This window comes from Helicobacter ganmani, assembly GCF_003364315.1.
GTDB classification, from domain to species: Bacteria; Campylobacterota; Campylobacteria; order Campylobacterales; family Helicobacteraceae; genus Helicobacter_D; species Helicobacter_D ganmani.
Genome location: NZ_NXLS01000005.1, coordinates 106,554 through 120,315 on the forward strand (window position 1 = coordinate 106,554; position 13,762 = coordinate 120,315).

16 protein-coding genes and 2 pseudogenes are annotated in these 13,762 nt (G+C 39.6%); all 18 read right to left on the reverse strand.

The features are described from left to right. Positions 1-42 precede the first annotated feature (42 nt). Positions 43-889: pseudogene (locus tag CQA43_RS06105) on the reverse strand (class I SAM-dependent methyltransferase). Continuing rightward, positions 886-1,419, reverse strand: coding sequence for an adenylyl-sulfate kinase (locus tag CQA43_RS06110; RefSeq protein WP_115551730.1), 534 nt, complete (start codon positions 1,417-1,419; stop codon positions 886-888). Before CQA43_RS06110 ends, CQA43_RS06105 begins: the two are co-directional and overlap by 4 nt. Then, positions 1,410-2,519 (reverse strand): DegT/DnrJ/EryC1/StrS family aminotransferase, encoded by a 1,110-nt coding sequence (locus tag CQA43_RS06115; RefSeq protein WP_115551731.1) that lies wholly within the window; start codon positions 2,517-2,519, stop codon positions 1,410-1,412. The genes CQA43_RS06110 and CQA43_RS06115 overlap by 10 nt, the downstream gene beginning before the upstream one ends. Beyond that, a complete protein-coding gene (locus CQA43_RS06120) occupies positions 2,510-3,178 on the reverse strand; it encodes an O-methyltransferase (RefSeq protein WP_115551732.1) in 669 nt (222 codons plus the stop codon). The genes CQA43_RS06115 and CQA43_RS06120 overlap by 10 nt, the downstream gene beginning before the upstream one ends. Before the next feature lie 12 nt (positions 3,179-3,190). Next, the gene (locus CQA43_RS06125; protein ID WP_115551733.1) at positions 3,191-3,610 is read right to left on the reverse strand and encodes an acyltransferase; all 420 of its coding nucleotides are present in this window, start codon (positions 3,608-3,610) and stop codon (positions 3,191-3,193) included. Positions 3,611-3,714: 104 nt separating this feature from the next. Beyond that, positions 3,715-4,356: a formyltransferase family protein gene (locus CQA43_RS06130; RefSeq protein WP_245944242.1), complete on the reverse strand. Its 642-nt coding sequence runs from the start codon at positions 4,354-4,356 to the stop codon at positions 3,715-3,717. After that, entirely contained in the window at positions 4,353-5,420 is a 1,068-nt protein-coding gene (locus CQA43_RS06135; protein WP_115551734.1) for a Gfo/Idh/MocA family protein, read from the reverse strand. The genes CQA43_RS06130 and CQA43_RS06135 overlap by 4 nt, the downstream gene beginning before the upstream one ends. Next, entirely contained in the window at positions 5,414-6,505 is a 1,092-nt protein-coding gene (locus CQA43_RS06140) for a DUF354 domain-containing protein (protein WP_115551735.1), read from the reverse strand. Before CQA43_RS06140 ends, CQA43_RS06135 begins: the two co-directional genes overlap by 7 nt. Next, positions 6,502-8,211, reverse strand: a complete 1,710-nt coding sequence (gene asnB / locus CQA43_RS06145; protein WP_115551736.1) for an asparagine synthase (glutamine-hydrolyzing) — start codon at positions 8,209-8,211, stop codon at positions 6,502-6,504. Before asnB ends, CQA43_RS06140 begins: the two co-directional genes overlap by 4 nt. A gap of 4 nt (positions 8,212-8,215) precedes the next feature. Continuing rightward, positions 8,216-9,316, reverse strand: a complete 1,101-nt coding sequence (locus tag CQA43_RS06150) for a DegT/DnrJ/EryC1/StrS family aminotransferase (protein ID WP_115551737.1) — start codon at positions 9,314-9,316, stop codon at positions 8,216-8,218. Continuing rightward, on the reverse strand, positions 9,313-9,909 hold the full coding sequence (locus CQA43_RS06155; protein ID WP_115551738.1) for an acyltransferase: 597 nt from the start codon (positions 9,907-9,909) through the stop codon (positions 9,313-9,315). Before CQA43_RS06155 ends, CQA43_RS06150 begins: the two co-directional genes overlap by 4 nt. Further along, entirely contained in the window at positions 9,902-10,447 is a 546-nt protein-coding gene (locus tag CQA43_RS06160; protein ID WP_181881644.1) for a formyltransferase family protein, read from the reverse strand. The genes CQA43_RS06155 and CQA43_RS06160 overlap by 8 nt, the downstream gene beginning before the upstream one ends. 13 nt (positions 10,448-10,460) lie before the next feature. After that, complete coding sequence (locus CQA43_RS09500; protein ID WP_181881645.1) at positions 10,461-10,601, reverse strand: hypothetical protein; 141 nt, start codon at positions 10,599-10,601, stop codon at positions 10,461-10,463. Between the two features lie 10 nt (positions 10,602-10,611). Next, positions 10,612-11,568 carry a Gfo/Idh/MocA family protein gene (locus CQA43_RS06165; RefSeq protein ID WP_115551740.1) on the reverse strand — a complete coding sequence of 319 codons (957 nt, stop codon included), beginning with the start codon at positions 11,566-11,568 and terminating at the stop codon, positions 10,612-10,614. 22 nt (positions 11,569-11,590) lie between these two features. Further along, positions 11,591-12,667, reverse strand: a complete 1,077-nt coding sequence (gene wecB / locus CQA43_RS06170) for a non-hydrolyzing UDP-N-acetylglucosamine 2-epimerase (RefSeq protein ID WP_245944243.1) — start codon at positions 12,665-12,667, stop codon at positions 11,591-11,593. Next, complete coding sequence (locus CQA43_RS06175) at positions 12,664-13,272, reverse strand: glycosyltransferase family protein (protein ID WP_115551741.1); 609 nt, start codon at positions 13,270-13,272, stop codon at positions 12,664-12,666. Before CQA43_RS06175 ends, wecB begins: the two co-directional genes overlap by 4 nt. After that, a complete protein-coding gene (locus CQA43_RS06180; RefSeq protein ID WP_115551742.1) occupies positions 13,269-13,469 on the reverse strand; it encodes a hypothetical protein in 201 nt (66 codons plus the stop codon). Before CQA43_RS06180 ends, CQA43_RS06175 begins: the two co-directional genes overlap by 4 nt. A gap of 20 nt (positions 13,470-13,489) precedes the next feature. Further along, positions 13,490-13,762, reverse strand: a pseudogene (locus CQA43_RS09505) (hypothetical protein); the annotation flags it as partial.

Consider the following 13,762-nt stretch of genomic DNA (forward strand, 5'->3'; position numbering starts at 1 on the left):
TCCTTATTATGTTGCCCAATGCAAAAGAAAAAGAATAGAGAATTACGCCCTAGAGCCTCCTTTGCTGGACTTTCTAGCCGTCCAAGCACGAATTTTATAAGGAATCTCTAAAGTTTGTAAATGCGAGATTTTGGATTCTATCATTTCCAAAATCTTTTTCCATCTTTGCTCCCCTGCTTGGGCTTGTATATCATTTACAGAATGCCACGCTCCAAGATAACGCGCTTTGTCCATTATCTCTATGTAGTCGCACTCCATAAAAAAGCAGTCTGTGAAATCCCCTGTGGAGATGAGGATTTCCTCCCATTTTTTGACATTTTGTGTCCCGCTGCTCACTCTAGCAAGCTCTGGAACAATATTCTTAATCTCTTGTTCAATTTCATAGAATACTGAACCCTCTAGGATATTTCTAGGATTCCATATAGCAGTGAAATACCCCCCCCCCCCCCGCAGAAGTATTGTGGGTAGAAGTATGGGCAGAGCTATTTTGAGCCGCAGAATTTTTTAAGATTCTCGCAAACTCGGGCAAAGATTTCTTAGGGTCAGTCCAATGGAAGCTACTCGCCATAATCACCCAATCGGCAATTCCACTTTGCACGCCTGTTTCCTCGCCACTTCCTTTTTGCCATTTGATATTTGTGTCTTTGGTATAGGCGATGCCCTCTTCTCTCATCTCATCATTTGGCTCTACGGCTAAGACTTGCATTCCAAACTCACTTAGCATTTTGGTAAGCTTGCCTGTCCCTGCGCCCACTTCTACGATTTGCAAATCTTTGAGATTTTTTTGCTCATCATTGATACAAGCAATCAGCTTTTCTAACAACATCGGGCTATATGCCGGACGATTATGATAATGCTTCGCCACTTGTGTAAAATCACCTTGTTTCATTTGCTTCCCTTTCCTTTGATTTGAGTTAAGATACTCTGCACCTTTTGTTCTAAGTTATTCGTCGTATCATTGGGTAGGATTATATCCGCATTTGGCTTAACAAATGGAATATCCACCCCCACGACATCTTGAATCTCTCCTTTAAGCGCACCGCTATAAAGTTCCTTTTGGTCGCGCCTTTGCAGCTCCTCCATAGAACATTCTATATAAATTTCTAAATAATTTTGCAAAGTCTTGCGGTTATAAGCATACACTTCATCAAAAAGCGAAATCGTAGTTACCACTACCACTAAACCTTGCGAGCTTAGAAAATGCGCAAAAGCTGAACGCTTGAGTGCAACTTCAATCCGACCTTGTTTATCGTAAGCGTAATGCCCAAGTAAATCACGCAACTCATCGCCATCTAAATACACAATATTGGGAATCTCTTGCTTAATCCTCTCATACAATGCCTTGCCAATCGTGCTTTTCCCACTCCCTGCCAAGCCGCACAGCCACAACACAAGCCCTTTGCCATTTTTTACCCACATACTGCGTCCTTGACTGCTTCAATCACTTCTTTCACTTCCTCATCAATCAAATGTTCCCCCATTGGCAAAGATAGAATCTCCTCTTGCCACGCAGAAGCATTGGGTGTGGAGGATTCCACAACATAGGATTGATGGCTAAAGGCAGGGCAATTTGGCAAAGCAATCGGGTAATGCAATCCATATTCAATCCCCTTTTGCTTCAAATATGTCATCACTGCGTCGCGATTCTTAATCCGAATCACAAACAAATGCCACACACAAAAACAAGAATCCTTAACCTCTGGTAAGATTATGGAATCGCAATCCTTAAACCCCTCAAAATAGAGCTTCGCTACCTTCCTGCGTCTAGTATTCCAAGCTGCTAAGTGTCGCAATTTCACGCGCAAAATCGCTGCTTGTAGATTATCAAGTCGCGAATTTCTCCCTACGATTCTATGTTCGTATTTTTTCAATCCTCCGTGATGAGCAATCTCCTCACATTTTCGCAAAAGCACAGAATCACGACTTACAATCGCTCCACCATCTCCATAAGCCCCTAGATTCTTGCCCGGATAAAAACTAAAAGTAGCAATATCGCCAAAAGTCCCCACACACTGCCCTTTAAACTTTGCTTCGTGTGCTTGAGCGCAATCCTCAATTACGCGGAGATTCTTTTCTTTTGCAATCTCCAAAATCTCCTCAATCCTTGCACTCTGCCCATACAAATGCACTGCTAGAATCGCACTTGTCTGCTCTGTGATTTTGGATTCCAAATCCGCTAAATCCATTGTATAATCCGCTCCACAATCCACAAATTGCACTCTTAAGCCATTGCGCACAACCGCTTCTGCACTCGCCGCAAAAGTATTTGCAGGCACTAAAACCACCGAATCTTTGGGCAAGGCAAGAGATTCTATCGCAATTTCAAGTGCGTCCGTGCCATTTGCCACGCCTAGAGTGCGCACACTTCCGCCTAAAAACTCCGAAAACTCCTCCCCAAATGCACTCACCTCACTGCCACCCACAAATGCGCTACTCTCCACTACATTTGAAATTGCAGTTTCTATTTCGCCTTTTATGTCCAAATATTGTTTTTTTAAGTCTAAAAATTTTATAGCCATAATGCCCCCATCTTCCAAGTCTCTCCAAACTCTTGCGCTTTTGTGTAGCAATGGGATTCCAAAATCTCCCTCCAAGCCTCTTGCATTCCGCTACTCCAAGCAATATCATCAAATAACATAATACCCCCCCCCACCACAAAAGGCAAAATTTGCTTGTAATAGGCTATTGTGGCTTCTTTATTATGGTGTCCATCAATGAAAGCAAAGTCAATGGGCTTGATTTTTTCTAAGAGATTTGGCAGCATCAAATCAAAGCGTCCAACCAACACTTCAATATTTTTTAAAGCAAAATGCTGATGATTTTCTTTAGCAATTTGTGCGACATTTGGGCTTCCCTCAATGCTCCAAATTTGAGCATTTGGCGCGAATGAAGCCATATAAGAGCTAGAGAATCCCAAACAAGTGCCAAGCTCTAAGATTTTTTGCGGCAATAAACTCTTAAAAATCTCAAAAATTACTTCCGCTTTTTCGCGTTTGACACCAATCTTTGCCAATTCACAAAGTGGAACTTCAACGCAAACGCCTGCTTCCATTTGTTCCTTTGTGCGCTTTTCCTCTGGCTTCCCTGCGCCATAATCTATGACTTCTATCAAAGTTGTCTTTTGCTTTAGATGCTCACGATACGATTCTATTTTGCTTGTAATCTCTTCAAATCCCATCTTTTTTTCCTTTTATAATTCCCGAATTAATTGCGCGGGATTCCCTGCATAGATTCCGCTTTTAACAATATTTTTTGTAACCACGCTTCCTGCGCCAATCACGACATCATCGCAAATCTCCACAGGTAGAATCGTAGCATTTGAGCCTATGCTTACACAATTCCCAATTTTTGTTTCTTTATATTTTGTAGAATCCCCACCTGCTGGCTTGCCCTCTTTAAATAAATCATTGACAAACATTACTCCGTGTCCTATGAAGCAATTCTCTCCTATATCCACAAGTGAGCAAATAAAACTATGGCTTTGGATTCTACTCTTTGCACCCACTTTCACCCCTCTTTGAATCTCTACAAAAGGACCCACAAACACCTCATCTCCAAGCTCACATTCATAGAGATTACAAGGCTCTACAATCTTGACATCAGCCCCCATTTTCACCTCCCTTATTTTGCTCTCGTATAAAGTAAAATTTCCTGCCCCCGATGAAACAATAGGGCGGTTCAAATCCGGGCATTGCAGTGGCACGAATGATTTTTTCAATTAAAGCCCCCCCCCCCACAAGATTCTAGCCTGATGTGCTTTAATCTTTCTATTTCTATTCTTTTATGAAACTCTCTACGAGGCGAGAAAATGGAATCTTGAGGGATTAGCCGATAATCTCCTTTAATCATTTTTTCTAAATTTTCAGAAAATAGCTCTACTCCATAAGTATTTGCCAACTCTACTAGCTCCTCTACGAAGCAGTTTTTAGGGATTTTAAACCTCTTTTGAAAAGCAATCGCACCATTATCAATCCCTTCGTCCATTTGATGTATTGTTACACCAAACTCTTTATCTTCATTTAAAATAGCAAAAGAAAATTGATTGCACCCTCTATATTCTGGCAAAGGTGCTAGGTGGAGATTTAAAGCAATCTCTTTAGCGCAAAAAATATGCTGTGGTTTTAAGATTTGGTGATACTGCACAGAAAAAAGTATATCAAAATCTAGCTCAAAAAGCCCGTTTAAATCTGTAAGGAGTGGGATTTTATGTTGTATGCAAAACTCCTTTACCGCTTGTCCTCTAGGAGATGTCCCCACTGCGACAAGCGCAAAATCTAACGTGTCTTGCCTAGCAAACAATTCTTGCAAACATTGTTTGCCAATTTCTTTTGCGCCTAAAAACACGATTTTTTTCATTCCTTATGTCCTAATCTACATTTCTCTGGGTGGAATCTCAAAAACACTTCCTTGCCTGTCTCTACGGATTCATACATTGCGATAATGAGTTCTAAGCTTTTACGTCCCTCTAGTCCATCAACCAAAGCCTTTGTGCCATTTAAGATAGAATCTACTACATGCAAATAATACTCCTTATGCCCAAATCCATAGACATTTGGGGGATTGACGGAATATTTTTCCATTACTTCCTTGTCTGATTCCATTGCGTTTGTAAAATTCCAATGCTTGATTTCATTGACAGCAAATCCACCAATCTCTACGCTTCCAAGCTCTCCGAGTATAGAAAGACTACCCTCCAAATCTTTTGGACGCGTAGCAGTCGTCGCCTCAATCACACCCAAAGCCCCATTCTTAAACTTCAACACCGCAACCCCTGTATCCTCTGTCTCTATGTCGCTTAATGCGATGCGACTTTTTGCAAACACACTTTCCACATCACCTAGCATCCATTCCAGCAAATCAATATGATGACTCGCCTGATTGGTAAATACTCCTCCATCTTGCGCCCAAGTGCCACGCCACGAATCTTGCTTATAATACGCATTATCCCGACACCAACGCACCCGCACACTGCCCATTACGATTTTACCAAACCGCCCAGATTCCAATGCCTCACGTAATTTTTGCACGGGTAAATTGTAGCGATTCTGCTTCACAACAAAAAGACGAATCCCAAATTTATCGCAAGATTCTATCATTTTATCAGCGTCCTCCAAAGTCAAAGCCATAGGCTTTTCTACGATAATATGTTTTTGATAAGGTGCGACCTCTAGGGTATTTTGCGCGTGTTTGCCACTTGGTGTGAGAATAGAGACTACATCAATTTTATCGCCACACTCTTTCATCATAGAATCTAAATCTGTAAAATAAGGCACATTGTATTTTATCCCAAAAGCTTCCGCGCGGACTTTATCAATATCACACACGGCTACAAGCTTAGCTCCTGCAATTTCGCTGCTGCTTAAAAGTTGCGCGTGGCGCACTGCGATTCTCCCACAACCAAGTAAAGCTACACCTAACATTTTTTCTCCTTTAAGATTCTACATTCTATTGTATCAAGGATTGCGTTAAAATTGCATTCTCCTTGCACAAAGTAACTTTGCGATTCTATTTTTTTACCTAACATTTCTTGAGCAATTTTTAAAATTTCCTCACAATCTTGACTCCAAAACATTAGTTTGTGTTTAATCAAATATTGGTCGTGAATCAGCCAAAGAGAACGTGTAGAGATAGTTGGAATCCCATAGCAAACCGCCTCAAGATTCATCGTTCCTCCTCCACCGATAAATAAATCAATGAAAGGATAAAATTCCTCTGGCTTTAGCTTTTCCTCCAAAATGGTCGCGATTCCTCCAAAATCCCTTTTTAACCTGTCTTTTTCATATCTTGGCATAATCACAATATTCGCATTGATTGCTTTTTTAAGCAAAGGAATCACTTGATAAATCACAGGGATTTGCTCTTTAACATAATGGGCTTTGTATTCCTCTTCACGCACAAGAATCGTGGGTTTTGTCGTGTCTAGCCCATAGCGGATTCTAAAGTCATTTTTAGATTCCTTTTGAATCGCATTTATCCACAAAGCTACATCAATAAAAGGATAAGGCACGATTTGGGATTCATCTAGTGCGAAACGTAACATAAGCTCTTTTGGAAAAATAAATGGATAGAAAAAAAGCTTAGAAAAAGGCAAAGTAAGCCTTGCAACTGCAGTTAATTCACGCGGGCATTCTTCATCGCCGGGTTTTGTAAATGCAGGTGTATCATAAATATTCACCACCGGAATCCCGATTCCATACGCTACTTGCACGCTATCTACCACTGCACCACAGATTAGTAATCTAGGAACGCCCTGCACTTTAAATAAATCCAAAATCTCTTTTTGTCGGAATATTCTTGCTTGAAACTTTTCTAGCAAAGTTGCCCCGCCATATTCTCCAAGCACGGTATGTGGAATCTTGTGTAGTTCTAAAATCTCCTTAGCCTCTGTATAATGAGGCGCGTAGCGCGTAGTTACAAACACTTTATGCCCTCTTTTTTGTAATTCTTTAATCATCACGCTAAAAAACATTGCATATTTGGGGGTTGCGACATCAATCCAAATCATAATCTACCCTTTAAAGTCTCAAAAATTACCAAACGAATATCAAAAAGAGAGCTTGCATTATATCCTAAAGTTTGCATTAAGCAAAATTCGGGCGCACTAAACCCTATTTTGTCTCTCCGCCAAGCCAACTCCTTACTTCCCAATTTCTCTAAAAGCAAACGCAAAATAAATTTGCTATATCCCTTGGATATTTTAAAAGATTCCGAAATCCTAAAGGCAAATTCCACCACACGAAAATCTGTAAAAGGCGTGCGATTTTCAATCCCAAATGCCATCGCATTTCTATCTTCATAGCGCAGGAGATTGGGGAGATTAAAGCTAATCGTATCTAGCCAAAGCCCTTGAGAAAAATCGGGCAAAAATCTCTCCAAAAGGTTTTCCAAAGTCGGAATCGGAAGCCCAAAATCTCGCATTTTCTCTATGTCCTTTGCATTATCCTCTGCAAATAATTTTAACTTTAAATTTGTATTCAACGCACATTTAAGCCCGAAGTTGTATTCCCTAAATGCAGCATTTCCATAGAGTTGAATGCGATTCTCAAACTCGCTAAAATCGCTAAAAATATAGCGTCCCACATAATGATAATACCCACCAAAAAGTTCATCAGCCCCCTGCCCATCTAAGACGACCTTACAATAAGGAGCAATAGATTTAAAAAGCAAATATTGCGAATAGATTGAAAAACTGCGAAAAATCTCATCTTGCGTATAGCACAAACTTTGCAATTCCTCTGCAATAGAATCCAAACTCGGAGAAACAAAATGGATTGGAATCTTTAAATCCTCTGCAAGTCGCTTGATATGCGCACTCTCATCACCTTGCGTATTGTCCTTAAAGTTCAGCCCAAAATAGCGACAATCTATCTTTTCTCGTGCAATAAAATGCGCCAAGATGGAGCTATCCACCCCGCCTGAAACGCAAAGAGCAAGCGGAACATCAGAGCGCAAACGAATCTTTGTCGCATCAAAAAGCAAAGATTCCAACTCCTCTAGCGCGTTTTGTAGAGTCTTTTCATCACTTGGAACGCTTTTAATCGCCTCAAAATTCGGCTCAAAATCCCAATATTTTTGGAATCTTAAACTGCTATCACCTAGCTTCAAGTGTGCAAAATGCGCTGGAGGAAAATTTAAGATTCCTTGATAAATACTCTTTTTGGAATCCCCATTACTAAAGAGCAGCCACTTTGCGACCTCATCTAAATCAAAACTAAAAGATTCCACAGCCAAAAACGCCTTAATCTCGGAGGCAAAAAAGAATTTATCCCCCCTAAAAGAGTAGAACAAGGGCTTATTACCCAATCTATCTCGCGCCAAAAAAAGCGAGGAATCCCGCTTATCATAAATGCAAAAGGCAAAATCTCCATTGAATTTTTGCAAACATTTCTCCCCCCAAACTGCGTAAGAATGTAGTAAAACCTCTGTATCACTTGTCGTAAAAAAGGGGATTCCTAGACTTTCTAGCTCTGCTCTTAGTTCCAAATAATTATAAATCTCTCCATTAAACACAAGCAAAAAATGCGGACAATAGGGCGAAGTAAAGGGCTGATTCGCCTCACATTGCAAGTCAATAATGCTTAGGCGATTATGTGCAAAGGAAAAATTCTCATCACTAAAGCTCCCTTTCGCGTCTAATCCCCTATGGAGCATAGTTTCAGATGCCTTTTGCACCACCTCTAGCGCATAATTCCCTCCGCAAATACTACACATTAGTTTAGGATTCCATTACTTTTTGCACCACTTGCGCAATCTCTTTGATTTCAGATTCCTGCAAATAAGGATTCATTGGCAGGCTTAAAACTTCCTCACTTGCTAATTCCGTATTAGGAAAATCGCCTTTTTTGTAGCCTAAAGGCGCAAAACATTCTTGCAAATGTAAGCCCAAAGGATAATGAATCGCACTTGGGATTCCGCTATCTTTTAGCTTCTCTTGTATTTTTTCGCGATTTTTCACGCGCAAAGTGTATTGCGCAAACACACTACTTCGCCCCTCCAAAACTCTAGGAATCACGACATTTGCGCTACTTAAGTAATGATTGTAAAGTTTAGCTACCTTGTTTCTTGCTGCAATATCCTGCGCAAAATACTTTAGTTTAATCCTTAAAACTGCAGCTTGTAATGCGTCTAATCTCCCGCCAATTCCAACAAATTGATGCACATATCTTGACTTCTCCCCGTGCAATCTCAAGCTTGCAATTTTCTTTGCTAAACTCTCCTCTTGAGTAAAAACCGCTCCTCCATCTCCATAGCAGCCCAAAGGTTTCGCAGGGAAAAAGCTTGTTGTAGCAATCGCGCCAAATGTGGAATCCTTGCGACCTAAAAACTCTGCGCCAAAGCTCTGTGCGCCATCAAGGATTAATTTAAGATTCCGCTCCTTGCAAATGTGCTCTAACTTTTCTAAATTCGGTGGTTGCCCATAGAGGCTAACGGCTAGAATCGCCTTTGTCTTAGGCGTGATTTCTTGCTCAATCAAATCACAATCCAAATTATAATCCTCTAAGGATATATCTACAAAAACGGGCTTAATCCCCAAAAGCGCAATCATTTCAGCAGTGGCAATAAAAGTAAAAGGAGTGGTAATCACCTCATCACCCGCCTTAACTCCTAAAGCCATTAATGCAAGGAGTAGCGCGGAACTTCCGCTAGAGCAACTCACCGCATAGCCACCACCGACAAACTCCGCTAACTCTTTCTCTAGGGATTCCACTTCGCTTCCCATAATAAACTGCGCATTTCTACATACTCTTAAAACAGCTTCTTCAATCTCCTCTTTATGTGCTTTATGCGATTCTTTTAAATTTGCAAAATCAATCATTTCGTTTCCTTATCTAAAACTTCCAAAACAGAATCACGCAATTTATAGCAACTACCATCAAAACTATCTCTTGCAATTCCGTATTCATCAAACTCTAAGCGCATTCCCGCCTTATCTACAAAGCCAATTTGACACGCAGGATTCCCTACCATTAGCGCGTAAGGTGGCACATCACGCACGATGACTGCTCCCGCACCGATTAACGCGTATTCCCCAATCGTGATTCCACAAACAATCGTAACATTTGCACCAATGGAGCAGCCCTCTTTAAGCAGAGTTTTCTTAAATTCCTCTCTGCGATTGATGAAACTGCGCGGATTTAGGACATTTGTAAAAACCATAGAAGGTCCTAAAAACACATTATCCTCGCATTCTACGCCCTCATAAATGCTGACATTATTCTGCACTTTTACGCCCTTTCCGATTCTAACCTTTGGACCCACCACGCAATTTTGCCCAAAGGAGCAGTTCTCTCCGATTTCACTTCCACTTAGAATATGGCTAAAATGCCAAATCTTGCAGCCCTTTCCTATGCGGACATTCTCATCAATTATAGCGGTATGATGGGCAAAATAATTTGTTTTCTCACTCATTGCACTGCCATTTTTGTTTATAAGCTTCAAAATGATTCATCATTTCCTTTTCCTCTATGGGCTTCATTCTTTTGGTGCTTTGCATTTGTGGAATCTCATCATAAGGATTGCTAGGATTTTGCAAATGGTATTTAAAATTAGCAATAAGTGCGATTTCATTCTCATAATGCCTCCGCGCTAGTGTATGCAGTGTGTCGCTTTCATACACTTGCGTAGGCATTACCGCGACAATCTCGCCGCTATCTACTTCCTTATTAATGTAATGCAATGTTACGCCCAAAGGTCTATCCTCTAAAATCGCCCATTTAAACGAATCCAATCCGCGCGAATTGGGGATAATTCCGGGGTGAGCGTTTAGAACTTTCTTGCCCTTTAAGCATTCTTGCGAGAGGATTCCGCAGCCTGTGATTACATAAATATCGCATTCATTTGGAATCTCTGCATCACTAGCGCATTCTTGATATTTGAGATTCCATTTTGCTGCAATTTCTTTCGCACTTATTGCTTCGCTTTGCTTTGGTCTATGGGAGAATAGCACTGCTCTTTCCTCCCTACTCACAAATGGCAGGGCATATAAGCATAAATCCCCCCCCCCCCGCAGAATCGTTTAATAAGAAGCTGTTTAAAACCTGCTCTGTTTTTAAATGGGGAGATTGATAGGTGATAATGCCTATTTTGTGAAATCTTTGCATTTTATTTCCTTTATTTTGAAATTGTTTTGCAAAAGGGGTGGTAATCACCCACTAACCCTAAAGGCTCGGTATTTCGGATTTGATGCACTATTTGGATAGAAGGCTTTGCATCTTGCAATCCAAAGCCTCCCCCCTTTAAAATATCACAATAACTTTGTGCATGTAAATCAGTAAATCCTTCACTAAACTCTACAGATTCCCCATTAATACTAATTAGTCTAAAAGTGCGTTTGTTTTGTTCTAATGCCTCTTTTGGTAGTGTTGTAGAATCCACAGATAAAAACCACCGCACTCTTGCATGCTTTAACTCTAGGATTCCACTTGCACTCTGTGCGTCTAATAAATGCACTTGACTATCCCGCACCTCTCCAAAAATCCAAGAAAGCATGTCAAAAAAATGCACACCTATATTTGTTGCTACCCCACCACTTTTGGTAATATCGCCTTTCCACGAGATGAAATACCATTTCCCTCTTGAAGTGATATAAGTTAAATCTACATCAAAAACCTTATTAGGTTCTTTTTGCAAGGCTTGTTGAATCTTTCTTTTTAAAGCAAGGATACTTTCGTGTAATCGCAACTGCAAGATATTATAAACTTTTCTTTGGGTTTCTTTCTCTATTGTTTCTAATGCGTCCAAATTCCAAGGATTCAATACCAAAGGCTTTTCACAAATTACATTAGCATTATTTCTAAGTCCAAAGCGAATATGGCTATCATGCAGATAATTTGGTGAACAAATAGAGATAAAATCCACCCCCTCTTTTTTACGTCTCAACTTATCTATATGCCTATCAAAGCGTTCAAATTCTGTAAAAAAATCCGCATTAGGAAAATAGCTATCCATAACCCCCACGCTATCGTTTGGGTCTAGAGCGCATAAAAGAGTGTTTTCTGTGTCCTTTATCGCCCTTAAATGTCTAGGGGCGATATAACCTGCCACACCAATTAAGCCAAATTTTTTCATTCTCTCTCCTTTTTACAATCCTTTACAGACTTTCTTTTATTGTTTGCATAATGATTTCTGCTGCTCTACCATTACCATAGAGTGTTTTGCAAAATTCTATTGAACTATTATCGGCTATTTTTGAAAAATGTTGAATAATTTTTTCTTGATTTGCTCCTACAATCGTGTTGTATCCTTTTTCTACCAATTCTACCCATTCTGTTTCATCACGCAAAGTCAAACAAGGCTTTTTGCAAAAATAAGCTTCTTTTTGCAAGCCTCCACTATCAGTCAAAACTACTTTGCAAGAGCGCAAAAGCCAAATCATTTCAAGATAACTGACAGGCTCTAATATTGTAATACCTTGTATGCTGATATTCTTTTGCGTTAGAATCTTTTGCGTTCTTGGGTGTAAAGGCAAAATCACTTGCATTTGCTTTGCTATTCCCCTAAGAGCCGAAAAAATTTCTTGCAACCGATGAAGACAATCCGTATTTTCTGCGCGATGAATTGTGCAAAGAGCAAAAGTATGTGGAACCTCAAAGGCAGGCTTTTTCGCAATTTTGGCATAATGCAAAACAACATCTTGCATAATATCTCCACTCTGAACAATCTTACAGGGGAAATGTAAAAAACCCTCATTCTTGAGATTCTGCGTTGCAGTCAAGCTTGGAGTAAAAAGTAAGTGAGAAATTCTATCTGTTAAAATACGATTAATTTCCTCTGGCATTGCTAAATTGAAACTTCTCAAACCCGCTTCAACGTGGATAATGGGAATCTGCAACTTCACACTTGCTAATGCTCCGGCTAATGTAGAATCTGTATCTCCATATACAAGGCTAAAATGAGGTTTTTCTTGATTTAAAATTTCCTCTATCTTTTCTATCATTCTCCCTGTCATTGCGCCATGCGATAAACCACCCAAAGCAAGATGATATTGGGGCTTGGGAATCTGTAATTCCTCAAAAAAAACTTCACTCATTTTACTATCATAATGTTGCCCCGTATGCACAAGAACTTCTTCTATTTCTTTATCTTTTTTGAATTCGCGACTTAATGCACCCGCCTTAATAAACTGCGGTCTAGCCCCTAAAATCGTTACAATTTTGATAGAATTCACCCCAACACTTCCTCCAAGACTCCTAATAATTTCTCCCCCTCTTTTTCTGCATTTAAAATCTTAGCAGTTTGGTTTGCATTTTCTTTATATTGTAAGATTTGTTCTTTAGTTAGTGCATTAAGGGATTTTGCCATTTCTTTTGCGCTAAAGTCTTTTGCAATGATTCCTAGATTGTATTCTTGCACAAGTCTTGCCATTTCTGGACTTGGACCTATGGCTATGGCAAGTCTTGCTTGGATAAATTCAAAGAATTTGTTAGGCAAACATTTTTCAAGATTAAAAGTGGTTGGAGGGCACAAAAAGATTCCAATATCATATTGTGTGCTAAAGGGAATAATTTCCTCAAAAGACACAGGGGGAAGTATGCGAACATTTTTTCTTTTCTCCACCATTGCTTGGAGTGTTTGATAATAATCTCGTTGATAATTTGGAACGAGCATTAAATCAAGGTGGAATCTGGAATCCACATAATCCATTGTTTCAATCATTACTTCAATCTTTCTATCCGGTGAAGCATAGCCGTGATGAATGATTCTAATGTGATTAGGATTGACATAATGGGTTGGGAATGTCGTCATATCAAACTCTTGATTTAAAATTTTCATTGTGTTATCTCCTCTAATATCTTTAATACTTTCTCCCCCTCTTTTTCTGCATTTAAAATCTTAGCAGTTTGGTTTGCATTTTCTTTATATTGTAAGATTTGTTCTTTAGTTAGTGCATTAAGGGATTTTGCCATTTCTTTTGCACTAAAGTCTTTAGAGATGATTCCTAAATTATATTGCTTGGTTAGTCTTGCCATTTCTGGACTTGGACCTATGGCTATGGCAAGTCTTGCTTGGATAAATTCAAAGAATTTATTAGGCAAAGATGATTAAAATTTGCGGGTTTTAAAATATAGAATCCTATATCATATTGTGTGCTAAAGGGAATAATTTCCTCAAAAGACACAGGGGGAAGTATGCGAACATTTTTTCTTTTCTCCACCATTGCTTGGAGTGTTTGATAATAATCTCGTTGATAATTTGGAACGAGCATTAAATCAAGGTGGAATCTGGAATCCACATAATCCATTGTTTCAATCATTACTTCAAT